This window comes from Mycobacterium sp. NGS59 (genome assembly GCF_059812345.1).
Genome location: NZ_JCALCN010000032.1, coordinates 18,695 through 43,221 on the forward strand (window position 1 = coordinate 18,695; position 24,527 = coordinate 43,221).

Annotated in this window: 20 protein-coding genes; 8 read left to right on the forward strand and 12 right to left on the reverse strand. The window is 67.2% G+C overall.

From position 1 onward, the window contains the following. A complete protein-coding gene (locus AC5Y46_RS23620) occupies nt 1-2,091 on the forward strand; it encodes an Ig-like domain repeat protein (protein WP_499993412.1) in 2,091 nt (696 codons plus the stop codon). A gap of 1 nt (nt 2,092) precedes the next feature. Here AC5Y46_RS23620 and AC5Y46_RS23625 read toward each other — a convergent pair whose 3' ends face one another. Continuing rightward, nucleotides 2,093-2,839: an alpha/beta fold hydrolase gene (locus tag AC5Y46_RS23625; protein ID WP_499946104.1), complete on the reverse strand. Its 747-nt coding sequence runs from the start codon at nt 2,837-2,839 to the stop codon at nt 2,093-2,095. A gap of 92 nt (nt 2,840-2,931) precedes the next feature. Here AC5Y46_RS23625 and AC5Y46_RS23630 point away from each other — a divergent pair, with 92 nt between their 5' ends. Further along, nucleotides 2,932-3,816, forward strand: a complete 885-nt coding sequence (locus AC5Y46_RS23630) for an HpcH/HpaI aldolase/citrate lyase family protein (protein WP_499946105.1) — start codon at nt 2,932-2,934, stop codon at nt 3,814-3,816. Between the two features lie 111 nt (nt 3,817-3,927). Next, the gene (locus AC5Y46_RS23635; RefSeq protein ID WP_499946150.1) at nt 3,928-4,158 is read left to right on the forward strand and encodes a long chain fatty acid-CoA synthetase Faa4p; all 231 of its coding nucleotides are present in this window, start codon (nt 3,928-3,930) and stop codon (nt 4,156-4,158) included. Nucleotides 4,159-4,193: 35 nt separating this feature from the next. Here the strand turns inward: AC5Y46_RS23635 and AC5Y46_RS23640 are convergent, their stop codons facing one another. The 3 genes from AC5Y46_RS23640 to AC5Y46_RS23650 form a co-directional block, all read right to left on the reverse strand. After that, complete coding sequence (locus AC5Y46_RS23640; protein WP_499946106.1) at nt 4,194-6,707, reverse strand: glycogen/starch/alpha-glucan phosphorylase; 2,514 nt, start codon at nt 6,705-6,707, stop codon at nt 4,194-4,196. A gap of 129 nt (nt 6,708-6,836) precedes the next feature. Continuing rightward, on the reverse strand, nt 6,837-9,050 hold the full coding sequence (gene helR, locus AC5Y46_RS23645) for an RNA polymerase recycling motor ATPase HelR (RefSeq protein WP_499946107.1): 2,214 nt from the start codon (nt 9,048-9,050) through the stop codon (nt 6,837-6,839). Nucleotides 9,051-9,259: 209 nt separating this feature from the next. Then, nucleotides 9,260-9,586: a DMT family transporter gene (locus tag AC5Y46_RS23650; protein ID WP_499946108.1), complete on the reverse strand. Its 327-nt coding sequence runs from the start codon at nt 9,584-9,586 to the stop codon at nt 9,260-9,262. 38 nt (nt 9,587-9,624) lie between these two features. Between AC5Y46_RS23650 and AC5Y46_RS23655 the strand changes: the two genes are divergently transcribed. Then, nucleotides 9,625-10,059 carry a DoxX family protein gene (locus AC5Y46_RS23655; protein WP_499946109.1) on the forward strand — a complete coding sequence of 145 codons (435 nt, stop codon included), beginning with the start codon at nt 9,625-9,627 and terminating at the stop codon, nt 10,057-10,059. 9 nt (nt 10,060-10,068) lie between these two features. Here AC5Y46_RS23655 and AC5Y46_RS23660 read toward each other — a convergent pair whose 3' ends face one another. Together AC5Y46_RS23660 and AC5Y46_RS23665 are read right to left on the reverse strand one after the other, a co-directional pair. Beyond that, nucleotides 10,069-10,899, reverse strand: a complete 831-nt coding sequence (locus tag AC5Y46_RS23660) for an oxidoreductase (protein ID WP_499946110.1) — start codon at nt 10,897-10,899, stop codon at nt 10,069-10,071. Nucleotides 10,900-10,960: 61 nt separating this feature from the next. After that, the gene (locus tag AC5Y46_RS23665) at nt 10,961-11,233 is read right to left on the reverse strand and encodes a hypothetical protein (RefSeq protein ID WP_499946111.1); all 273 of its coding nucleotides are present in this window, start codon (nt 11,231-11,233) and stop codon (nt 10,961-10,963) included. Between the two features lie 189 nt (nt 11,234-11,422). Here AC5Y46_RS23665 and AC5Y46_RS23670 point away from each other — a divergent pair, with 189 nt between their 5' ends. Further along, a complete protein-coding gene (locus AC5Y46_RS23670; protein WP_499946151.1) occupies nt 11,423-12,112 on the forward strand; it encodes an MspA family porin in 690 nt (229 codons plus the stop codon). Nucleotide 12,113: 1 nt separating this feature from the next. On the opposite strand, the gene lipL is transcribed toward AC5Y46_RS23670, so the two are convergent. The 6 genes from lipL to AC5Y46_RS23700 all read right to left on the reverse strand — a co-directional run bounded on the left by lipL (nt 12,114) and on the right by AC5Y46_RS23700 (nt 20,636). Next, complete coding sequence (lipL, locus tag AC5Y46_RS23675) at nt 12,114-13,361, reverse strand: esterase/beta-lactamase LipL (protein ID WP_499946112.1); 1,248 nt, start codon at nt 13,359-13,361, stop codon at nt 12,114-12,116. 171 nt (nt 13,362-13,532) lie between these two features. Beyond that, on the reverse strand, nt 13,533-14,411 hold the full coding sequence (gene ppk2, locus AC5Y46_RS23680; RefSeq protein WP_499946113.1) for a polyphosphate kinase 2: 879 nt from the start codon (nt 14,409-14,411) through the stop codon (nt 13,533-13,535). Between the two features lie 43 nt (nt 14,412-14,454). Continuing rightward, nucleotides 14,455-15,981: an Hsp70 family protein gene (locus tag AC5Y46_RS23685; RefSeq protein WP_499946114.1), complete on the reverse strand. Its 1,527-nt coding sequence runs from the start codon at nt 15,979-15,981 to the stop codon at nt 14,455-14,457. 36 nt (nt 15,982-16,017) lie between these two features. After that, complete coding sequence (locus AC5Y46_RS23690; protein ID WP_499946115.1) at nt 16,018-18,270, reverse strand: carbon starvation CstA family protein; 2,253 nt, start codon at nt 18,268-18,270, stop codon at nt 16,018-16,020. Nucleotides 18,271-18,355: 85 nt separating this feature from the next. Continuing rightward, a complete protein-coding gene (locus AC5Y46_RS23695; RefSeq protein ID WP_499946116.1) occupies nt 18,356-19,879 on the reverse strand; it encodes an ATP-dependent DNA ligase in 1,524 nt (507 codons plus the stop codon). A 49-nt stretch (nt 19,880-19,928) separates the two neighbouring features. Next, a complete protein-coding gene (locus AC5Y46_RS23700; RefSeq protein WP_499946117.1) occupies nt 19,929-20,636 on the reverse strand; it encodes a Crp/Fnr family transcriptional regulator in 708 nt (235 codons plus the stop codon). A 94-nt stretch (nt 20,637-20,730) separates the two neighbouring features. On the opposite strand from AC5Y46_RS23700, the gene AC5Y46_RS23705 reads away from it, so the two are divergent. The 3 genes from AC5Y46_RS23705 to AC5Y46_RS23715 all read left to right on the forward strand — a co-directional run bounded on the left by AC5Y46_RS23705 (nt 20,731) and on the right by AC5Y46_RS23715 (nt 24,512). Then, nucleotides 20,731-21,360 carry a chemotaxis protein CheB gene (locus tag AC5Y46_RS23705; protein ID WP_499946118.1) on the forward strand — a complete coding sequence of 210 codons (630 nt, stop codon included), beginning with the start codon at nt 20,731-20,733 and terminating at the stop codon, nt 21,358-21,360. Between the two features lie 129 nt (nt 21,361-21,489). Beyond that, nucleotides 21,490-22,248, forward strand: coding sequence for an SDR family NAD(P)-dependent oxidoreductase (locus AC5Y46_RS23710; RefSeq protein ID WP_499946119.1), 759 nt, complete (start codon nt 21,490-21,492; stop codon nt 22,246-22,248). A gap of 98 nt (nt 22,249-22,346) precedes the next feature. Then, nucleotides 22,347-24,512: an acyl-CoA dehydrogenase family protein gene (locus tag AC5Y46_RS23715; RefSeq protein ID WP_499946120.1), complete on the forward strand. Its 2,166-nt coding sequence runs from the start codon at nt 22,347-22,349 to the stop codon at nt 24,510-24,512. Nucleotides 24,513-24,527 lie beyond the last annotated feature (15 nt).

Genomic DNA, 24,527 nt, shown 5'->3' on the forward strand with positions numbered 1-24,527 from the left:
GTGACAGCAAGCCTGCCTCCATTCGAATCGAACGCCTACCGCAAGCGGGTGCTGGCCGCGGTCGAGGCGCGCGGCGGCCCGCAGGCCTCAGACCCCTTCGAGCTCTACGACCTCCCGCTGGAGAGCGTCGAACAGCTGACCAATGCCGACGTCGCCGAACGCGTGGCTGAAGTCTGGGCGTTCTGGCAGCGCCAGCGCGACCACCCCAAGTACCGGGTGCTGGTCGCCGCGCTGCTGGCCGCGCACGACGCCAACAGTGCGGTACTGCTCGACGCGCAATCCCGGGCCGGGCTGGTCGGCCGGGTGCGACAGCAGCGCGAAGGGCAGGACGCCGCCCGCTACGAACTCTTCGACGCCGCGGTGTCCGCGCTCGTCGCCCGGCATGGTGGCATACCGCACGAAAAGCTCAGCCAGCTGGAAAAAGTGGGCTCCGACGCGGGCCTGACCGAAACCGAAGTCGCCGCCCGTCTGCGCCGGCACCGCGTCGTCGGCGCGCCCGAAACTGCGGCGACGCCCACCCACGAACTCGTTCCCGAACACCGGCGCCGCCAGATCCGCGTACTGCTGGACGAACTGGGCCGCATCTGGGAGTCCCCGCCGCCGGTGACCCTGTTCGCGTTGCTGGGATGCGGGCCGGATGTCGACGGCACCGAACTCGCCGCCCGGGCAGCCGCGTGGCGGGCGCGGGCGCGCGAGCTGCCTTCCGACCGGTTGCGCACGGTCATCGACGAGCTTCTCGTGCACATCGGTGACCTGCTGGAATCCGATCCCGCGCTGCGCGAGGCATACCTGGATGGCGTGGCTTGGGACTCGATGGACAAATTGCGTCCCCGGGTACGCGCGGCCGTCCTGGTCGAGGACCGGCTGACCGTGGACGACCACGCCCACCTGGTGACCGAGGCCGTCGACCTGGGTTTGGACGCCGGGCGGGCCTCGCGGGTGCTTTCGGCGCTGGCGGCCGAGTTCGGCGTGCCAGTCGACACGGCGCCACCGGCCGCGCGGCGTGACGAGCCGGCACCGCGCCCCCGGCAGCATGACCCGCCCTGGTCAGCACCCTTGCGTGCCGCGCGCAAAGCACTGCGGTCGGGCCGGCCGGTACAGGCTCAATCCCTGGCCGAGGAGGCCCGACGACACGCGTTGCCGGAGCGGCAGCCCTCTATCACCGCGGTGGTCGACGAGATCGAATCCGTTCTTGCCGATGCGCGTCTGCGCTGGCGGGCGGCCTCGGCGGCGCTGCAGGCGCGCAGGTATGCCGAGGTGGCCGACCACCTCGAGCACCTGACCCGGGTCGCCGCCGACCTGCCGGATCCCGGCGGCGCCGTCGACGCCGAGCGGGCACTGGCCGACGCCCGCGCCGCCGTCGCCGAAGCCGACCGGCTCGTCGATGCCGCAAGCGCAGGACCGGAGGCATCGCGCACGGCCCAGCTGGCGGCCGCGCTCGACGCATGCCCCGCGCACCCGGGCGCTCTGGCGGCGATGGCCACGTTGCCGTTGGGCGGTCCCGCCCGCGTTGCCGCGCAACGCAGCGCCGGTGGCGACGTCACGGTCAGCTGGGTACCGTCGCCGGACCCCGGCGTCACCTATAAAGTCACCCGGCTCGATCCCGGCGACATCTGGCGCACGGTCGGGCGGACGGTCGCCACCTCGATCACCGACGGCGGTGCGCCGCCCGGTCCGGGCATCCCGGTATACGCCGTCGTCGCGCTGCACACCGGGCGGAGCTCGGCGCAGGCTCGCTCCGACGCTGCTGTGCCGCACCGGGATCGGTCGGGACGGCCGGTGGTGACGCCGCCGTCTGAAACGGCGCCGCCCCAGCCGGACGGCCCGCCCGTGCCGCGCGATGTCCGTGCACATCGCGGCACCGACGGGAGCGTGCTGGTCTCCTGGTCGGCGCCGGAGAGTCCCGGCGAGGTCGAATACCAGGTCGCGCGGCGCGCCGCGGACGGACACTGGCGAGTCGTCGGCCGCACGCGGGCCACCTCGATCGAGGACGGCGGCGCACCCGACGGCCCGTTACCTCTTTACGGCGTGGCGGCACGCGGCCGCGACGGCACCTCGGAGCGAGCGGTGTCGACGCCGTCGGCGAGCTAGTTCAGCGCAGGTCTTCCCAGAACCCGCTCAGGGCGGCGGCGGCGCGGGCCGGGTCCTCCAGCATCCACCAATGTCCAAGTCCGGCAAGCACTTCCGTACGGGCTCCGGCGCGGTCCGCGGCGCGCCGGCGGATCTGTTCGGAGCCGACGTAGGTGTCTTCGGTCGCCAGTATCGACAGTCCGGGACGCACTGCCGCATTCTCGAGGTCACGTCCGGCCTCGGCTACCGCCGGTTGAGCGGCCGAACGGTAGAGCAACAGAATGGCCCGACCCATCTCCGGGCCTTGTGCCTGGGCAAGCGCCGTGGCGATGTCTGGGGTGATGCCGAGCCCGGCCAGCTGGGCGGCCCGTTCCTCGACGGTTCCGGCCATCATCGTCTCGACGAGTTGTTCGCCGGCCTCCGGTGTCTGCCACACCTGCGCAAGGTCGTGCCAGACGTAGTCGGCGTCGAACACACCGAGGATGTCGCTGACCCAGCTGCGTACCAGTTCGGGTCGGTGCATCACCAGATTCAGCACATGGCCGCCGCCCCAGTCGTGACCGACGAGATCGACCGGTTCGCCGATCCGATCCAGCTCTCCTTCCAGCCAGTCGCGGTAGGCCAGGAAGGTCGCCGGGAAATCGTCCGGCAGCGGTGCGCCGAACCCCGGTGGGGAGAGCAACACCACGTCCTCGCGCCCGAGCGCCTCGACCAGCGGCCCCCAGATCGCCTTGGTCTCGGGATTGCCATGTACGAAGACGACTGTCATCGGCCTACTCCTCATGCGCGCGGGATGTGGTCTTACAGCTTGCCTTACGCTACTGATGCCCCCCGCTATGACGACAGAAAGCGATTGAACTCATGGCGCCGACGCTGCGCCCGCGCCGATCCGCCCTCTACCTGCCCGGCAACAACGCCCGGGCGCTGGAGAAAGGCAAGTCGCTTCCGGCCGACGTCCTGATCTTCGACCTCGAGGACGCCGTCGGGCCCGACGCGAAAGCCGACTCACGGCGCAAGGTCTGCACCGCCGTGGCGTCCAAGCAGTACCGGCCCCGTGAAGTCGTGGTGCGCGTCAACGGCCTCGAGACCGACTGGCACGACGACGATTTCGTCGCCGTTGCCGAGTCAGGCGCCGACGGGGTGTTGGTGCCGAAAGTCGAGACAGGCCAACAGGTCCGAGGTTTGGCCGCCCGCCTGGACGAGTTGGGTGCACCGAAATCCTTGCAGCTGTGGGTGATGGTGGAGACCCCCCGGGCTTTTCTGCGGATGGAGGAGGTCGCCTCGGCCAGCGAGCGCCTGACTGCCCTGGTGGTCGGCACCAACGACCTGGTCAACGAGCTGCACGGTCTGCATGTGGCCGGGCGCACCCCCGTGCTGCCCGCATTGACCATGGCCGTGCTGGGCGCGCGTGCCGGCGGAAAAGTCGTGCTGGACGGCGTGTTCAACGCCATCAAGGACGAAGAAGGATTCAAGGCCGAGGCGCGGCAGGGCCGCGAGCTGGGATTCGACGGTAAGACCCTGATCCACCCGTCGCAGGTCGGTCCCGCCAACGAGATTTTCGGACCCTCAGACGCCGAAGTGGCCGACGCCCACAAGATCGTCGAGGCCTATGAGCAGGCGCAGGCCGCCGGTGAGAGCGTCATCACCGTCGACGGCCGGATGATCGAGAGCCTGCACGTGCGCGACGCCCAGCGCATCCTGGCCCTGGCCGATCGCATCGCCGAATTGGAGTCGCAGACCGGGTAGGGCGGTTCGATTAGGTATTGCCGGCGAATCGGATTACTCTTGCGCGCGGTCCGTCATCGACTCAGGAACACACCCATGCCTCTTCAGCCCACTCTGCGGCGCCCGCATTCGGTGCGCAGGGTTCGTGCCTCGCGTACGAATTGCGTAACGGTCGGTCAGTGCTTCGACATCGAGATCATCCGTGAAGCAGACGGATGGACGATCCGGATACCGGAGGTCGGCGGGGTCGCCTACGCCGCCCACCGCACCGCGGTGGAATTGGCGGCACGCAGGTGCATCGCCAGCCGGACCGGCATCCCGATCGGCTACGTGTCGGTATTCGTCACACACGAGATCGGCTGAAGTGCTTCTGCGCTAACGGTTTTCGGCGCGCCGCGTCAGATCTTCACCGTCAGCGGCCAGACCTTCCAGATGTCGTCGCAGTACTCGGCGATCGCGCGGTCGGACGAGAACTTGCCGCTGCGTGCGGTATTGAGGATCGACATCTTCGTCCACGCGTCCCGGTCCTGCCAGGCCGCGCTGACACGCTCCTGGCACTCCACGTACGACGCGAAATCGGCGCACACCAGGAAAGAGTCGTGGTAACGCAGGTTGTCCACCAGCGGGCGGAACACCTCGGGGTCGCCGTGTGAGAACATCCCGCTGTCGATGAGATCCAGCACCGCGCTGAGTTCTTCGTTGCTGTCGATGTAATCCGCCGGCCGGTAGCCGCCGGCCTTGAGCGCCTCGACCTCCTGCACGGTCAGACCGAACAGGAAGAAGTTCTCCGCACCGGCCTCCTCGCGGATCTCGACGTTGGCCCCGTCGAGCGTGCCGACGGTCAGGGCGCCGTTGATCATGAACTTCATGTTCCCGGTGCCCGAGGCCTCCTTGCCGGCCGTGGAGATCTGCTCGGACACATTGGCGGCCGGATAGATCAAGTGCGCGTTCTGAACGTTGAAGTTCGGGATGAACGCCACCTTGAGGAACTTGTTGACCTCCGGGTCGTTGTTGATCGTCTCGGCGACGGCGTTGATCAGCTTGATGATCCGTTTGGCCAGGAAGTATCCCGGAGCCGCCTTGCCGCCGAAGATGAACGCCCGCGGCGGAATCGCGAGTCCAGGGTTCTGCTTGAGCCGGTAATAGAGCGCGATGATGTGCAGGACGTTGAGATGCTGGCGCTTGTACTCGTGGATGCGCTTGACCTGGATGTCGAATATCCACTCCGGGTTGAGCTCCACGCCGGTCGCTGACCGGATGAACGCGGCGAGACGAGCCTTGTTGGCGCGCTTGATGTCCCGCCACTGTTCCCGGAACGCGGGTTTGTCGGCGAACTGTTCCAACCCGCGCAACTGGTCGAGGTCCTTGAGCCAGCCCTCGCCGATGGTGCGGTCCAGCAGTTCTCGCAGCCCGGGGTTGGCCAGCGCCAGGAAGCGGCGCGGTGTCACGCCGTTGGTCTTGTTGCTGAACCGCTCCGGCCACATCTCGTAGAAGTCTTTGAGCACACTGTCTTTCAGTAGTTCCGAGTGCAGCGCGGCGACGCCGTTGACGGCGTGGCTGCCCACGGTGGCGAGGTGGGCCATCCGGACGTGCTTGCCGTGATTTTCACCGATGATCGACATCCTGCGCACCCGGTCCGCGTCGCCGAGGAACTTGATGCGTACCTCGTCGAGGAACCGGCGGTTGATCTCGTAGATGATCTCCAGGTGGCGGGGCAACGACTGGCCGAAGATCTCCAGCGGCCAGGTCTCCAGCGCCTCCGGCAACAGGGTGTGGTTGGTGTAGGCGAAGGTCGCGACGGTGATCTGCCACGCCTCCTCCCATTCCAGTTGGCGCTCGTCGATCAGTAGCCGCATCAATTCTGCGACGCCGATCGACGGGTGAGTATCGTTGAGCTGCAAGGCAAATCGTTGCGGTAACTCACGGACGGAGACGTCGGCCAGATCGTCCATGATGTGCAAGACGTGTTGCAGCGAGCAGGACACGAAGAAGTGCTGCTGCAGCAGGCGTAGCCGTTTGCCGGCCTCCGGCTCGTCGTTGGGGTACAGCACCTTGGTGACCGTCTCGGAGGTGACTTCGTCCTCGACCGCCTTGTAGTAATCGCCGGTGTTGAAGGCATCCAACGCAAACGACTTGACCGCACGCGCGCTCCACAAGGTCAGCACGTTGCAGGTGTTGACGCCGTAGCCCTGGATGGGCGTGTCGTATGCGACGCCTTTAAGCAGCAGGCCCGGCACCCAGCGGGCGTGGTCGCGGCCGGTGTCGTCGGTGTAGTGCTCGACGTGACCGGCCCACTTGACCAGGTAGTTGACGTCGGGTTTGGCTATCTCCCAAGGGTTTCCGCTGTCCAGCCAGTTGTCGGTCTGCTCCACCTGCCAGCCGTCGTGGATCTCCTGGTCGAAGATGCCGAACTCGTAGCGGATGCCGTAGCCGATCGCCGGACGCTCGAGGGTGGCCAGCGAGTCCAGGTAGCAGGCGGCCAGGCGGCCCAGGCCGCCGTTGCCCAGGCCGGGCTCCTCCTCGCACGCCAGCACCTCGTCGTAGTTCTGGCCCATCGCCGACAGCGCGGACTTGGCCGCCCGCTCCATGCGCAGATTCAGCAGATTGTTACCCAGTTGCGGCCCCATCAGGAACTCCGCCGACAGATAACAGGTGACCTTGCGGCCGAGGTCGAGCGAGACCTGCGTGGAAGCCACCCGACGGTCCTGCATGCGGTCGCGTACGGCCAAAGCGAGTGCGCGGTAGTAGTGCTCGGGCCGCAGAGCGGCGGCGGGGCGGCCGATCGAATAACGCAGGTGGTCGGCGATGGCGCGCTGCAGCGCCGCCGCGCCCATACCGGTGCGCGAGTACTCGATCAACTCTGAGCGCGCGGCGGGCACCTCGTCGGAGGGTCTGCGGTCGAGATCGGTCATTTCGAGTCCCTTCGCTCGAGAAAATCAGCGCACCCACCTACCCGGCGCCGGGCAGAAAGTCAGCCTGGCAGCGATGTTTGCACAACCGGCGGGTTATTGCCGTCCGAAACGTGAACGCCACATCACGTCTTATGACGCGTCCGCTGCTGCGACCAGCCCGCGCAGGGCCCGCGGCAACGGGTCCTGATGCACGATCCCCAGACGCTGAGTGGCGCGGGTGAGGGCGACGTAGAGTTCGGCCGCCCCCCGCGGACCCTCGGCGAGAATTCGCTGCGGGTCCACCACGAGAACGGCGTCGAATTCCAGACCCTTCGACGCCGACGGGATCACCGCGCCCGGCACGCCGGGCGGACCGATCACCACGCTGGTGCCGTCGCGGTCCGCCTCGCTCCGGACGAAATCGTCGACGGCAGAAGCTAGTTCGTCCTCCCTGACCTGCCTGGACCAGGGTGGTATGCCGCAAGAGCGGACCGACTCCGGCGGCGCGATGTCGGGTGCGAACTGTGCGAGCAGTGCGGCGGCGACGGTCATGATCTCTGCTGGAGTCCGGTAGTTCATCGACAGCGACCGGTACACCCACCGGCCGGGTACGTAAGGGTCCAGCATTTGTGTCCACGATGTCGCGCCGGCAGCGGAGCGGCGCTGCGCCAGATCGCCGACCACGGTGAACGACCGCGCCGGGCAGCGTCGCATCAGCACCCGCCAATCCATTTCGGACAACTCTTGGGCTTCGTCGACCACGACGTGCCGGTAGGTCCAATTACGGTCCGCCGCAGCGCGTTCGGCCAGTTCACGCAGGTCGCGTTCGACGAACCGTTCGGCCAGATCCTCCCCGTAAAGCAGGTCCTGGGCCAGCAGCTGGTCCTCGTCGTCCATCAGATCCTCGCGGCTGACCATCAGATCGAGTACCCCGGCGGCGTACGCGGCCTCCTCGCGCTGCTCCTGTTCGGCGACCCGTCGAGCGCGCTCGGCAGCCACCTTGTCGATGCCCAACAGGTCGGTCAGTTCGTCGAGCAGCGGCACGTCCGACACCGTCCAGGCGTCGCCGACATCACGCAACAACGCCGCATCGGCACCCGCTGCGCGCAGCATGTCGGGGGATTCCAGCAACGACGCCAACAGTTCTTCGGGTGTCAGGATCGGCCAGAGCTCGTCGAGCGCGGCGGCGAACGCGGCGCTGTCGGCGAGTTCCTCGATCAGGTCCTCCCGCAACGCTTCCCACGCACCGGTGTCCGACCGGGACAACCAGCCGCGGCCGATCTTGGCGATCGCCCGCTCGGTCAACACCCAGGTGATCACATCGGTGAACGCCGCGCGGGCCTCGTTGTGCGGCAGTTTGGTTGCACGCGCCTCCTCCCGGGCCCACTGCGCCGTCTCGGCGTCGATGCGCACCGTGACGTCGGACAGCTTGATCGGCAACGGTTCCTGCGGCAGACCCTGCCGCTGGGAAATCGCGGTGGCGAGCACGTCGAGGATCTGTAGCGAGCCCTTCAGGCGCCCGGCGTCCGGGGAGTCCTCAGCGGTCACCCGCAGACCGGGCACCAGGTCGCCGGCGGTCATGAACACCACCGTGGACTCGCCGAGCGACGGCAGCACCTGACTGACGTGGTCCAGGAAGGCCGGGCTGGGCCCGATCACCAGCACACCGTGACGCTCCATCCGTTCCCGCTGCGTGTACAGCAGGTAGGCAACGCGGTGCAGTGCCACCACCGTCTTGCCGGTGCCCGGACCACCCTCGATGACCAGGACGCCGGAGTGGTCGAGTCGGATGATCTCGTCCTGCTCGGCTTGGATCGTGGCCACGATGTCGCGCATCCCGGCGCCGCGCGGTGCGTTGATGGCCGCGAGTAATGCTGCGTCGCTTGAGGTTCCGCGCGCACCGTCGACTGTTGGCGATCCGGGCCGGCCGAGTACCTCGTCGGTGTAATCGACCACCCGGCGGCCGCGGGTGCGGAACTGACGACGCAGCCGCATGCCCTCCGGATTCGCCGCGGTGGCGGTGTAGAACGCTCGCGCCGCCGGAGCGCGCCAGTCGAGCAACAACGGTTCGTATTCGTCGTTCTCGTCGAACAGGCCGATGCGACCGACGTAGGAGCGCTTCCCCGAGACGTCGTCCAACCTCCCGAAACAGAGGCCGTCGTCGGCGACGTCGAGTCGCTTGGTCCGCTTGGCCAGCGCGCGCAACTCGACATCACGGTCCATGGGCTCGCCCTCGGCTCCCAGCGCGGCACTGTATCTGGCCCTGGCGCGCGCACGTTCGTCGTCCAGCCGTGCATACAAGCTGTCGACGTAGGTCTGCTCCGACCGCAGTTCGTCTCGGTATGTCGTCTCCCGGTCCTGCAATGCGCGTCCCCTCGTCGATGGCTCGGCCAGCGATTGTGCGGCATCACCCCGGCCTTGTCGCAAGCCCCCGGTCCCGGGTTATGGTGGAACGGGAGCCCCCACAACGTCGCCGAGTCTGATTCGTGGGCGGCAGATCGGCCCGAAAACCGCCCTGTGTTCAGTTTCGGCGATGCGCCGATCAGCTGCGGAAGGCACGGTGCCACGTCGGGTCAATGAGCGCCCGACACGTTCAGCGTGATCACACCGGCGACGATCAACACGACGCCCGCCACCTTCGCCACCGAGATCGGTGAACCCAGAAACATCACCGCGATCAGCACGATGGCCGCAGTGCCGATCGCCGACCACAGCGCATAGGCGACATCGGTCTGCATACCCCGCGAAATCGAAAGCGACAGCAGCGCAAACGAAATCGCGTAGCCCACCAGGCAGGCCAGGGTCGGCCACAGACGGGTGAAACCGTCGGTGCTCTTGAGCAGACTGGTCGCCCCGACCTCGGCGAAGATGGCGACGAACAGAAAGAGATAGGCGAGCATGAATCCCTATCTACACGACGGACTCGTACCGTAGGTGCATGACGAAGAACCTGACTCACCGCGTGGTCGGCTATTCGCCGGCAGTGCTGAGCCTGTTTCGGCTGGTGTACGGCCTGCTGTTCGCCGGCTTCGGCTCGATGATCCTGTTCGGCTGGCCCGTCTCTTCCGGACATCACACGGATGTGGGCGACTGGCCGGTGTGGTATGCCGGACTGATCGAGTTCGTGACGGGTCTGTTGGTCGCCGCCGGCCTGTTCACCCGCCTCGCCGCGTTCTTCGCCTCCGGCACGATGGCGGTGGCGTATTTCTGGATGCACCAACCCCGTTCGCTGTGGCCGCTCGGTGACCCGCCGGGCGGCAACGGCGGGACCCCGTCGATCCTGTTCTGCTTCGGGTTCTTCCTGCTGGTCTTCATGGGCCCGGGTCGTTACTCGGTCGACGCGCTGCTTTCCGCGAAAAGGCAACGCCGGTAACGAGTTCGGTCAAGCGTCGAGGTCGGTGCTGGTGGTGGTTTGTTCCCACGTCGAGATCTCTTTCGCGCGCCGGTCGGCGATGAAGCGATACGAGAACAGCGCGTCCTGGCCCAGCAGCAGGAACGCCGGCGGTTCGTCGGCTTCGACCGCCGCCACGATCGCCGCGCCGGCCTTGACCGGGTCGCCGACCTGGGCGCCGTGCATGGTGTCGTTCTCCTTGCGCCTACGTCCCGCGGTGTCGGCGTAATCCTCGATGACCGTGGACGTCTGCATTAGCGAGCGGCCGGCGAAATCGGTGCGGAAAGCGCCGGGTTCGATGACGGTGACCGAAATGCCGAGTGGTGCAACCTCGGCGTGCAGCGCTCCGCTCATCCCTTCGACGGCGGCTTTGGCCGCGCAGTAGTAGCCCGAGCCGACCGGCGTCAACTGCACGCCGATCGAGGAGATGTTCACGATCGCGCCGGAGCGGCGCTCCCGCATGCCGGGCAACACAGCCTTGATCATGGCGACGGTGCCGAAGAAGTGTGTTTCGAACAGGGCGCGCACCGCGTCGTCCTCGCCCTCTTCGACCGCGGAGCGGTACCCGTAGCCGGCGTTGTTGACCAGCACGTCGACGCTGTCGAAGCGCTCCTCAGCCTGCTGCAGGGCCGCGGCGATCTGCTCGGGTTCGGTGACGTCCAAAGCCAGCGCCAATACCCGGTCGGGCGTGGCGTCGGCAAGCTCGGTGATGCTGTCTACGTCGCGGGCAGTGACGACGGTGTTGTGGCCGGCGTCGATAACCGCCTCGGCAAGCGCGCGGCCGAGTCCCGTCGAGCAGCCCGTGATCAGCCAGGTGGACAAATCGATGTCCTCTCGAAACTACGAAAAGTGTTGCCCGCCAACCGATAGCCCGGACGCGGCCCTAGAAGCCCATCTTCTGGCACTTCACGGTGCGATTCTGGCAAAACATTCCGCTACCGGTCCAGTCCTTGGCGCCGGGTACGCCGAAGTTGTTGGGCGTATCCGTGGCACGGAAGTCTTGAGTCAGGCCCGGATTGATGATGATCAAATAGTCTTCGACCAACGGTGGGGTCGTATCCTCTGGATCGGCACTGGCGACACCGCTGCCACCGACCAGGGCGGCAACTGTCATCAGGCCGGCGGCGAGTCCCGCAGCAAATTTTCGGAGGCTCATTAGTCGCCCTCTCTGCTTTCTGGCGCGAATCATGGGCCGTGGTCCAGCGTACCCGCCAACGGACGTGCGATCCGAGCTTGCCGAGTCTGCGTCGCAAACCGGCTACAAACGCGCAACAACTCCGCTCGAGTCAACCGGCGGGCGGTTTGGTTGACCGGCGAGGTGCATACCGTGTAGCCCGTGGGGACGATGTCCGCGGTCATTCGTCGTGCTGCGGTTCTCGCTGCCTGTCTCACGCTGTCGACGACGCCACCGCTGGCGACTGCCGATCCCGAGTCGCAGCCGGTTGGCGCCGTGACGTCAGCCGACGGCGCGGTGCCGCCGGGCACGCCCGCCCGAGTGACCACCCCTGACGGTTGGATTCTGGCGCTCGGCGCCAGAGACGAAAGACACGTTCCGGTAGCGCCGCTGACCACCGCGGCGTCGTCTCGCGAATACCTGTCCAGCGGAATCTTCGTCGCATCCCTGGCCGGACCGGAAACTCCGCATGGCGTTCTCGAAGTGGGGTATGAGATCGGCTGCGGAATCGACATGAGCACAGCCAACGGCGTCACGACGGCCAACGGCGGCGGTGGCGGTCCTTCGCTCGGCGCGGTGGTACCGTTCGGCCCCGGTGAGCCGTTTCAACTTCTCCCGTTGGTGAGCGCGCAGTACAACGGCGTGGTCAGCGTCGGTCTCAAACCCGGATTCGTCGTGGTAGTGCCCGTCGTCCGCAAAGAATTCCGAAGCGCCAACCCGTGGATCATGATCAACGAATTCCACATGAAGATCGACGGATGCGTCGGGCAGTCATTCGTCCGCTCGTATTCGACCCTGACCCGCATCACCGACGAATCCGACGTGGTGCTGTCCTACGTCGGTTCCACGAGGGCCGTGTGAGCTACGTGTAGGACGCGCCCAGGTGCGCAACCGGGGTGAACCCGTCGTTGTGCGCGGCCGCCGCGGCGCGCCGAATCGGCAGGATGAGCGGTACGAACAGGATCTGATCCAGCAGGATCGGCGTGATCAACCGGTTGTGCACGAAAGCGAACGAACTCTTGGTGACCGGGTCGGCCCAACCGATGGTGCCGCCGAGGCCGGCGTGTCCATAGCCGCGCAGTAGCCCGGGCACCGGGGAACCGTGGTAGCCGAGGTGAAACGACATCGGTACCACCAGATTCAGATCCGGTCGCAAACTGGTCTTACCCAACAGATCGCGCGCCAATTCCGTTGACAGGAGCTCTGTTTCGTCGATGCGGCCGTCGTTGGCCAGCGCCCCGTACATCCTGGCCAGGCCGCGCGCGGTGACCACAGCGTTCACCGACGGGATCTCGCCGTCGAGCAGGGGAGTGTCACCCTGAATCAGCGACGTGATGCCCGGAACGTAGATCGCGCCCAGGCCGCCGGCCACCGGGAGCTCCGACAACCATGGCGCCAGCCGGTCGAACAAGGGATTGGCGCGGGTCGTCTGCGGAAACATGATCTGCGCGGCCTTGGTGGGTGCGTCGGCGGGCGGCCGCCCCAGGTGCAGACCGTCGGTGTCCAGGGTCTGCGCGATCTCGCTACGGAACAGCTCGCGCATGCTCTTGCCGGTGATGGCGCGGGCCAGGCCCGAGGTCAACCAGCCGTAGGTGAACGCGTGATACGCGGCGCGTCCGGCGTGGCGGTCCACGGGCGCGGCCGCGAGGCGCTCCTCCATCAGCTGGTGGTCGAGCAGTTGTTCCTTGCTCACGCCCTTGAGGTGAGACAGACCGGATCTGTGCCCCAACATGTCGCGGACGGTGATCTGGGATTTGCCGTTGGCGCCGAACTCCGGCCAGTACTGAGCGACCGGCTTGTCGTAGGCCAACTGCCCGCGGTCGACCAGCCGGTGCAGCACGGTGGCGGCGACGCCTTTGCTTGCCGAGAAGACCATCGCGCCGGTATCGGCGGTCCAGGGGACTTCGCCCTCGCGGTCCGACCAGCCCGTCCAGATGTCGACGACCGGCTCGCCGTCGACGTAGACAGCCAGTGATCCGCCGCCGAAGCGTGGATCGCCGTTGAACAACTTGGCGAAGGTGTGAACCGCGCAGGAGAAGCGGGGATCGGCAGCACCATGCACGTGCTCCGGCAGTTCGGTGCCGACGTCGATAACAGTTGGCTGTGTCATGGCAGAACTCCCTCCGTGAGAACGCTATTACCCAATTCGGGGAATTCTATTCTTCTGCGTTAGTGCGTGTCTGCCGCCTGGCGCCTCCACGAGAGTCCGCAAAATGCCAGAAAAGTGGCGCTGCGCCGTACATTTTGGGGCCCCTCACGGGACTGCAACGTGACAGCCGCGTTAGTCCGCCAGGGCTCGGCCGACGATCAGCGGATCGGGCTCGCCGACCAGGTCGTGGTCTTTGTCCTCGTAGTCGAACTTGGCCAGGAAATGACGCATCGCGTTGATGCGGGCGCGTTTCTTGTCGTTGCTCTTGACCACCACCCACGGGGCGAAGTCGGTGTCGGTCGCGTCGAACATCTCCTCTTTGGCCGCGGTGTACTGCTCCCATCGGCGGACGGCTTCGATGTCCATCGGCGAGAACTTCCACTGCTTGACCGGGTCGGCGAGCCGGATTGCGAACCGGGTGCGTTGCTCGGCCGGGGACACCGAGAACCACAGCTTGGTCAGGCTGATCCCGTCGTCGACCAGCATCTGCTCGAACGGCGGTGCCTGCTTCATGAATTCGGCGTGCTGCTCGGCGGTGCAGAAGCCCATCACCTTCTCGACGCCGGCGCGGTTGTACCAGGACCGGTCGAACAGGACGATTTCGCCGGCTGCCGGCAAGTGGGTGACGTAGCGCTGGAAGTACCACTGGGTTTTTTCCCGCTCGCTCGGTTTCTCCAGCGCGACGACCCGGGCGGTCCGCGGGTTGAGATGCTCCATGAACCGCTGGATGGTGCCGCCCTTGCCGGCCGCGTCCCGCCCTTCGAACAAGATGAGGTGCCGGTCGCCGGTTCGCCGGCTGTGGTTCTGCAGCTTCAGCAGTTCGATCTGCAGGCGTCGCTTGAGCCACTCGTACTCGTCACGTGACATGCGCTCGTCGTACGGATAGCGCTCCCGCCAGGTGCTGACCGGATTCCCGTCGCGGTCCAGCAGTACCGGGTCGTCGTCCTCGTCGCCGTCGACGGTGTAGCCGTGTTCGGGAGTGGAAAGGTCCTCCAGGTCGATGTCCACCATCTTTCTGAAACTACCCAGCGGCGTACCGACTCAGCGGGAGGGTTCACAGCCTGGCCGCGGCCCGCCTTTCCAGCCGGAAGGTCCGCCTGTAGCCGGTCGGCCGGGTGGTGACGGTCACCTCGACGGCTCCGCTGGGAGCGACGACGTAACGCTCCTCGACGTCGGGTCCGTCGCTCCAGCGGTCGACCGGCTGGTGCCCGAGGTTGTCCCGGTCGTGCAGCGCGGGATCGAACGGGAAGAAGACGGGATCATACGGCGTGACGTCGCCGTCCGGACGGCCGTCGACCAGACGGCTGCACTCGACGAACCGGAAATGCCCGATGTTGTGCGCCGCGCGATAGCTGCGGTTGACCACCAAGGGCGAGTGGCCGTCGGCCGGAAGCGGGGCGTCCTTGGGCACGATCGGGTCGAACACGACGTCGGCACCGGCCCGGGCCTCCCGGAACACACCGAAGTGCCGCGAAAAGCGCTCGGACAGAACGAAACCGGAATCGGTATCCAGAAAGACCGCGAGGCCGATCGCGGTTGCCGCGAACGGGTGGGGCGACCGCTTGACCCGTTTGTCGCCGAAATTGCTACGCAGCATGCGAGCGACGAGAGGGAAGCTGCCCGCCCCGCCCACCACATAGATGCCGGCCACCTCCGACCACGGCACGTCCCAGCCGTCGCCGGCCGGATCGAGCAGGACCCGCGAGAGCAGGTCGGCGGTCTCGGCCACGAGTGGTGCACACGCCGCGTAGACGTCGTCGATCCCGCAGGAGAACGGCGGCCGGTCGACTCCGTCGACGGCGAGGTCGACCAGGAACCGGCGGGTCTGCGGGCCGACGGCCTCCTTGCGCGCGGCGCACTCCTCCAGCAACAGCTCATAGGCGGCGCCGTCCAGGGGTGGCAGCTTCGATCCGGCCAGGACGAGTTGCGCGATCGCCTCATCGAAGTCGTCACCGCCGAGTCGCTGGATGCCCTCACTGACGACGACCTCGTTGACGTGGCCGGCCATCTTCAGCAGCGAGGCGTCGAAGGTGCCGCCGCCGAGGTCGTAGATGAGCACGTATTCGCGTTTGGCGGTGATGCTGGAGCGGTAGCGGTGAGCGTATTCCAGACCCGCGGCCGACGGCTCGTTCAACAACGCGACGACGTGAAAACCGGCCGCCACGAACGCATCCAGGGTGAGGAAGCGCTGGGCGCTGCTGGCATTGGCGGGCACGCTGATCGCGGCCTCGACGGTGTCGTCGCCCTCGAAGCCGGCGTTGGAGCGGCGCAGCAGGTCGTGTTTGAGCTGGGCCAGGAAACCGGTGAGCAACTCGACCAACGGGTAGCTGCGGCCGGCCAGGCTGACCTGGGTCTGCGGGCCCGCGTCGTTGAGTAGCCGTTTGAACGAGCGCAGCACTTCCCAGTCGGGTTCGTGCCGGACTGCCGCGGCGTCCAGCCCGAACCGCAGTTCTCCGGCGGTGTTGGCGGCGATCAGGGACGGCCAGGTATCGACGCCGTCGAAGGCGACGACCGGGTAATTTCCACGGTCGACGATCGCGGCGACGGTGTGCGTGGTTCCGAAGTCGATACCGACTCTCATCCCGCCCGAGTTTAGAGCCTCGGCGGATTCTCGCGGCTACTTCGGCACAGCATCCGGCGCGTCACGGGCCGCGGGCTGTGCATCCCATTGCCGTTGCACGGCCCGTTCTGCCGCGGTCGCGATCAAGCTTGCGGGTGCGAATCGCTTCGAACTCACCGGTTCGTCTTCGCTCAGTGGCCTGCCGGAACCCCGAATTGCGTTGAAAGACACCGCGACTCCGGCGAAGAAAATCACTATGACCACGGTCGCGAAGACGATCGACAGGGTGCCCTGGATGAAGGTGTTCCTGATGACGGCGTCGAGCTGGTGGGGATCGGACGCCGACCCGAACGCCGACTTGCCGGCCTGTTTTGCGGCGGAGTACTGCGCATGCTGGGTCCAGTAGCCGACGGCAGGATCGGACGAGAAGATCTTCTGCCAGGACGCGGTCAGCGTGACGGCGAGATCCCACAGCAGCGGAATCCCCGGTATCCACACCCATTTCGATCGGCCCGTCTTGACGACGACGACGGTGATCAGCGTGAGCGCGATGGCCGCGAGCAGCTGGTTGGCGATACCGAACAGCGGAAAGAGCGTGTTGATGCCGCCGAGCGGGTCGGTGACACCGAGCAGCAGGATCCCGCCCCAGGCCGCGACCACCACTAGGCTGCAGATCCACGCGCCGGGACGCCAGCTCGCATCACGCATCCGCCGCAGCGGACCTCCGAGATTAGCCAGACCGTCCGAAACGATGAAGCGTGCGACGCGGGTGCCGGCGTCGAGAGTGGTCAGGATGAACAGCGCCTCGAACATGATCGCGAAGTGGTACCAGAACGCCTTGAGACCGCTACCGCCGAACACCCGGTGCAGCATCTCCGACATTCCGAACGCCAGCGTGGGGGCTCCGCCGGTGCGCGAGACGATGGACTGCTCGCCGACGCTGTGTGCCGCCTGGTCGATCTGCGCCGCGGTGGCCGGGCTGCCTGACAGGCCGAGACTGTTGACGTAGCGCGCGGCCCCGGCGGCGGTGTCGTGGGTCTGAGCCGAGGGCGCATTGAGCGTGAAATACAGGTGCTGGTCCAGGATCACCGCGGTGAGCAGCGCCATCACCGCGACGAAGGATTCGGTCATCATGCCGCCGTAGCCGATGAGCCGCATCTGGCCTTCCTTCTCCAGCATCTTCGGCGTGGTGCCCGAGGAGATCAGCGCGTGAAAGCCGGACAGCGCTCCGCAGGCGACGGTGATGAAGAGGAACGGAAACAGGGAACCGGCGAACACCGGACCGTTGCCGCGGGTCGCGAAATGCGAGACCGCCGGCGCGGCGATCGTCGGGTGGGCGATGCAGATGCCCAGCGCCAGCAACGCGACCGTACCGACCTTCATGAACGTCGACAGGTAGTCGCGTGGGGCCAGCAGCAGCCACACCGGCAGCACCGAAGCGGCGAATCCGTAACCGATCAGCAGCCAGCACAGGGTGACCGGCGACAGCGTGAACCATGCCGAGCCCCACTCGGTGTTGGCGACCCAATCGCCGGCTATTACCGCCGTCAGCAACAGGCCGGCGCCGATCGCAGACACCTCGCCGACTCGCCCCGGGCGCAGGAAACGCAGGTAGCAGCCCATGAAGACGGCGATCGGGATGGTCATGGCGATGGAGAACACACCCCACGGGCTCTTGGCAAGCGCTCGCACCACCACCAGAGCCAGCACCGCGATCAGGATCGTGACGATGATCGGCACCCCGACCAGCGCGGCCGTCCCGGCGGTTGCTCCCAGCTCGTCGCGCACCATCTGTCCCAGCGACCTTCCGCGGCGCCGGGTGGAAATCCACAACACCAGATAGTCCTGCACGCAGCCGGCCAGCACCGCACCCAGCACGATCCAGATCGCGCTGGGCAGGTAACCCATCTGCGCGGCCAGCACCGGACCGACCAGCGGACCGGCGCCGGCGATCGCGGCGAAGTGGTGTCCGAACACCACGCGGCGGTCGGTCGGGACGTAATCTGTTCCGTCGTCGAAGATTTCGGCCGGGGTGGCATGGTCGTCGCGCGGGCACACGATCTTCATCTCGACCAGCCGCGCGTAGAAGCGGTAGCCGATCACATAGGTGCACAGCGCCGCCACCACCAACCACACCGCGTTCACGGTCTCGCCCCGCGCGAACGCGACGACGGCCCAGGCTCCGGCCCCGATCAGCGCGACGACGCCGAAAAAGATCTTGTGCCCCAACGTGATCGGGGAGCGGTCAACGATCGCGACGGGCGGTAGGCCGGGCTCGGTGCGGACGTAGCTGATCTGCTGGTCCGCCACGGCGAACTCCTCCCGGAAGGTCTCGCGACTGTGAATCTACCGACGTCCGATCGGCGTGTCCCGTCGTGATCTTCACACTCGGTAGTCAATACAGCGCGCGGACGGCGTCGATGGTGTCGGCCTCGTCGGGGCGTTTGTCGTCGCGGTAGCGCAGCACCCGCGCGAACCGCAGCGCCGCCCCACCGGGGTAGCGGGTTGACCCCTGTACCCCGTCCAGAGCGATCTCGACCACCTGCTCGGGCCTGAGTTGCACGACGTACCCGTCGGTGCCGTCGACGGCGAGCTCGGTGAATCGGGTTGTCTGCCAGTCCAACATGGCATCGGTCATGCCCTTGAAGGTTTTTCCGACCATGACGAATCCGCCGGTGGTCGGGTCCAGCGCGCCCAGATGGATGTTGGACAGCTTCCCGCGGCGGCGCCCCGAGCCCCACTCCACCGCCAGCACCACCAGGTCGAGGGTGTGCACCGGTTTGACCTTCAACCAGCCGGCGCCGCGCCGCCCGGCCTGGTACGGCGCGCCCGGGGCCTTGGCCATCACGCCTTCGTGTCCGGCGGCCAGCGTCGCCTCCAGGAACGCCGTCGCGGCCGCGGGATCGGACGTGGCCAGCCGGTCGACTCGCTGCGAGGCGGGCACCAGCGCGTCCAGCGCCGTCAGCCGGTCGGTGGTCGGCGCGTCGAGCAGGTCCTCGCCGTCGCGGTGCAGGATGTCGAAGAAGAACACCGACAGCGGCTGCTTGGCGCGGGCCGCTTCGACGTCGACGGACCGCCCGAAGCGTGACGCGGTGACCTGGAAGCGGTGCGGACGGTTGTCCGGACGCAGCGCGATCGCCTCCCCGTCGGCGATCAGGTCGTTCACCGGCAGGGCCAGGGTGGCTTCGACCACCTCGGGCAGCCGGGCGGTGACGTCGTCGAGGCTGCGGGTGTAGACGGTGACGGTCGCTCCGGATCTGTGGATCTGCACGCGGGCACCGTCGAGTTTGGCTTCGAAAATGGCTGTGCCACCGTGCTTTTCGAGTGCATCGTCGACGCCGGTGGCGGTTTGGGCCAGCATCGGCCCGACCGGGCGTCCCACCCGCAAGGTGAACGCCTCCAACGAGCCGCCGCTCAGCGCCGCGGCGGCGACCGCCGCCAGCTCCCCACCCAGCATCGCCGCCCGCTGCACCGTGGCGGCCGGCATCGCCGCCGCCTTGGCCACGGCATCGGTCATGATCCCGACCAGCGCGCCCTGGCGCAGTTCGCCGCCCAGCAGTCGCAGCAGGAAGGTCTGTTCGGTCTCGGTGGCGGCGGCGAACAAGCCGGCGATCAGCGCCGCGCGGCGTGCCTGGGACCCCTTGCCCGACACCGCGCCGATCTCGGTGAAAGTGGCATCGACTTCGCCGACGGTCAGCACCGGCTCCGTAGCCGGCGGCGGCAGGGAGCGCAACGACGCCCAGCCGACGCCGATCTGACGCTGCCGTAGTTCACCGGACAGCCATGACACGACGGTGGTGACCAGTTCGGCGTCCGGCGCGGCCCGTCGCAGCAGGTCCGCGATGTGGGCGACCTTCGTCAACCGGGACGAGGTGCCGCCCACGTTGAGCGATGTGCTTGCTACGTCCAGAAGGAGCACGGTGCCGAGCTTGGCACGATGCACCGACAGAGGGCGGCACCGGCTGGGCTCAGTTGAAATGAGTAATGGCGTCGAACTCCGCCTTGACGATGCCGTAACACTCACAAGCAATTCGCCCGAGTTGCTCTGGGTCCTCGATGGAGAGCGACCCGCGGCTGTAACGGATCAACCCCGCCTCTTGGAGGCGTTGCGCGGTCTCGGAGACGGTGGGTCGGTGCACTCCCAGCATCTGGGCGAGGAATTCCTGGGTCAGGAAGAACTTCTCGCTGGCGACCCGGTCGCGAGTGGTCAGCAGCCAGCGCGCCATGCGGGCTCCGGTGTCGTGCGAGCGATTGCAGACCACGTTCTGCGCGATCTGGACCATGGTGGCCTGTGTGAAGCGGTTCAGCAGCGCATGCAGCGCGCCGTCGCGCGCCAGTACTTGGCCGAAGTCGGCAACACTGAGACGTGCAGTGTCGCCTGCGATCTGGCAGAACGCGGATTGTGGACTGCTGGAAGCGCCCAGGAATACCGGAAGCCCGACCATGCCTTCGTAACCGACGGTCGCCACCTCGAGGGCGCCTCGGCCGTCGACCACCGCGATCAGCGAATAGACCGACGACAACGGGAAGTAGATCTCGGCGATGGGTTCGTCCGGCCGGTAGGCCTCCCGTCTGATCTCCGAATGCTCGAATCGCAACCGCTTCTCGATTCGCTCATATTCGTCGTCGGGCAGTTGCGCCAGGATGGCGTTGCGGCGGAAACCGTCTTGACTCATTGGTCTCACTCCTTGTCGCCCGGGATTCCCGGGGGACTACCCGTGTTGCCGCGACTTATGTCAGCCAGCGGACAGAAGGTCTAGGCTTTCCGGTATGTCCGCCACCCGACACACCACCTCGGGGTTCTCGTTCGTGGTGCTTGCCGCCTCGTTGGGCGGCATGGATGCCTTCGGCACGGTGCTGGCCGGTCTGCCGAAGTGGTATCCGGTGCCGATTCTGGCGGCGCAGCATCGTCCGCAACTAACGACGAACGATCCGCTCGCGGCGGTGCTCGCCCGCAAGACAGACTTGCCGGTGCAGGTCGCCAAGGACGGGGCACCCGTCCACCGCCCGGGTGTGACCGTGGTGCCGGGAGCCACCGCCGCCGGCATGGACGCGGACGGGCGATGGGTGCTGCGGCCGGCAACGAAGGCCGGCACCGTCGACGCGCTGTTGACCAGTGCGGCCGGCGCCGGCCCGACGGTCGCGGTGATCCTGACCGGGTATCAGGCCGACGGCAGCCAGGGCTGCCGGGCGGTCAAAGCCAACGGGGGCCGGGTGCTGGTTCAGGAACCGTCCGAGGCCAAGGCGCCCGGGATGCCGGCCAACGCAATCGCCACCGGTTGCGCCGACTTCGTGCTTCCTTTGCACCGCATTCCGACTGCGCTGCTGGCCCTGAGCGCGCCGGGCGGAGCGGAGTTGTTGTCCGTGCCGCTGCCCCCGTGGGCTCGATTGACCTCCTGACCGCCTTCGGGTCGCTGATCGCCCGAACCGGTGCCGTGCTCGAGACCCCGGCGGACGGACCCGCTAGCGTGCCTCGTAACGTTACAAATTCGAGGGATTCTGACAACCCTAGAGAACACGGAGGTCTGGATGGAGATCAGCGGAAAGAAGGTCGTCGTCATCGGCGGCGCTTCGGGCATGGGGCGGGCCAGTGCCGAGCTGCTGCACGAACGGGGAGCGCAGGTCGCGGTGTTCGACCGCGAGGGTTCGGACGGCAAAGAGGTCGCCGAGGGGATCGGCGGCAAGTTCTACCCCGTCGATGTCACCGACTTCGCCGGCACCGAGCAGACGCTGCAGGCCGCGGTCGACGACCTCGGCGGCCTGCACGTCACGGTCACCACGGCCGGTGGCGGCATCGCCAAGCGGACCATGACCAAGACCGGACCGCACGACCTCGAGTCCTTCCAATCCGTGGTGGATCTCAACCTGATCGGCACCTTCAACATCAGTCGGTTGGCCGCGGCGCACATGAGCAAGAACGAGCCCGAGGACGACGAGCGCGGAGTCATCATCAACACCGCATCCATCGCCGCCTTCGAGGGCCAGATCGGGCAGGTCGCCTACACCGCGGCCAAGGCGGGCATCGCGGGCATGTGCCTGACCATGGCACGCGACCTGGGTTCGCTGGGGATCCGGGTGCTGGCCATCGCGCCGAGCCTGTTCGCGACCGGCCTCACCAAGGGCATTCCCGACGAGTTCGCGACAGCCCTGACCAAGGACGCCGCCTTCCCCAAGCGACTGGGTCGACCCGAGGAATACGCCAAGCTGGTCGCGGCCATCGTCGACAACCCGATGCTCAACGGACAGTGCCTGCGCCTCGACGCCGGGCAGCGGTTCGCACCGAAGTAGCGACCCGTCGGCCCTCCTCGGGCGGTGAGTAGTCTCTTCAACTAATTCCAGGAGTCCGCGACGGGGCGGGCTCCTGCCGTGCCGCGAGGAGGGCCCGCATGGGTATCGCACTGACCGACGACCACCGCGAACTCGCCGAGGTGACCCGCGGGTTCCTCACCTCGCAGAAGGCCCGCGCGGCTGCGCGTTCGCTGCTGGACGCGCCGGAGGAGGCACGGCCGGCGTTCTGGCAGGGCATCGTCGAACTCGGTTGGCTCGGCCTGCATATCCCCGAGGAGCACGGTGGTTCCGGCTACGGCCTGCCCGAACTCGTCGTGGTGATCGAGGAACTCGGCCGCGCGGTGGCGCCCGGTCCGTTCGTGCCCACGGTCATCGCCTCGGCGGTGATCGCCAATGACGGTAGCGCCGAACAGAAGTCGCGACTGTTGCCCGGCCTCCTCGACGGATGTGTCACCGCGGCAATCGGATTGGGCGGCAGCGTGCGGTTGTCCGACGGTGTCGCCGACGGCGACGCCGGCATCGTGCTGGGGGCCGGACTGGCGGAGCTGTTGCTGGTCACCGCCGGTGACGACGTCCTGGTGCTGGAGCGCGACCGCGACGGGGTGTCGGTGCAAGTACCGGAGAACCTCGACCCGACCCGCCGGTCCGGGCGCGTGCGGCTCGACAATGTCAAGGTGAGCGCCGACGACGTCCTGTCCGGCGCCGCGGCGTCGACGCTGGCCCGGGCCAGGACCTTGCTGGCCGCCGAAGCAGTGGGCGGGGCGACCGACTGCGTCGAGTCCGCCGTGGAATATGCCAAGGTGCGCAAGCAGTTCGGCCGCACCATCGCCACTTTCCAAGCGGTGAAGCATCATTGCGCGAACATGTTGGTGTCGGCCGAGTCGGCGCTGGCAGCGGTGTGGGACGCCGCGCGCGCGGAATCCGAAGACGAGCAACAATTCCGGCTCGTCGCCGCCGTCGCCGCCACTCTGGCGTTCCCCGCCTACGCCCGCAACGCCGAACTCAACATCCAGGTGCACGGCGGCATCGGCTTCACCTGGGAGCACGACGCGCATCTGCATCTGCGCCGGGCGCTGGTGACTTCCGCGGTGCTCGGTGGTGACGGGCCGGCTCAGGATGTGTTCGATCTGACGGCGGCCGGGGTCGCGCGGGACAACAGCCTGGACCTGCCGCCCGAGGCCGAAGAACTGCGTACCCAAATCCGTGCCGACGCAACCGAACTCGCCGGCCTGGACAAGGAGGCGCAACGCGACAAGCTGATCGCGACCGGGTACGTGATGCCGCACTGGCCCAAGCCGTGGGGCCGCGCCGCGGACGCGGTGGAGCAGTTGGTGACCGAGGAGGAGTTCCGCGCCGCCGGTATCAAACGCCCCGACTACGGCATCACCGGTTGGGTCATCCTGACGCTGATTCAGCACGGAACCGATTGGCAGATCGAGAGATTCGTCGAGAAGGCGCTACGCAAGGACGAGATCTGGTGCCAGTTGTTCTCCGAGCCGGACGCCGGTTCTGACGCTGCGGCCGTCAAGACCCGGGCCACCCGCGTGGATGGTGGCTGGAAGATCAACGGCCAGAAGGTGTGGACCAGCGGGGCCCACTATTGCGCACGTGGTCTGGCAACCGTGCGCACCGATCCCGAGGCTCCCAAGCACGCCGGCATCACCGCGGTGATCGTCGACATGAATGCCCCCGAGGTCGAGGTGCGGCCGCTGCGCCAGATCACCGGCGGTTCGGACTTCAACGAGGTGTTCTTCAACGACCTGTTCGTGCCCGACGAGGATGTGGTCGGGGCGCCCAACTCCGGTTGGACCGTCGCGCGCGCGACGCTGGGCAACGAACGCGTCAGCATCGGCGGCAGCGGCTCGTTCTACGAGGCGTTGGCGCCGGAGTTGGTGAAGCTTGCTCGGCAGCGCTCAGATGAGTTGGCAGGCATAGTTCTTCGCGTGGGTCGCTACCTGGCCGAGGAGAATGCCTTGCGGTTGCTGAATCTGCGTCGCGCCGCCCGCAGCGTGGAAGGCGCGGGGCCGGGACCCGAAGGCAATGTCACCAAGCTGAAGTTGGCCGATCACATGATCGAGGGTGCGGCCATCTCCACGACATTGGCCGGCCCCGAGACCGTGCTGCTGGACGGCGCGGGCGCGCTGGCCGGCCGGATGGTGATGGGTGCACGCGGCATGGCGATCGCCGGCGGCACCTCGGAGGTGACCCGCAACCAGATCGCCGAGCGGATCCTGGGCATGCCCCGCGACCCGCTGATCAACTAGGCTCCGGCCGAGCAG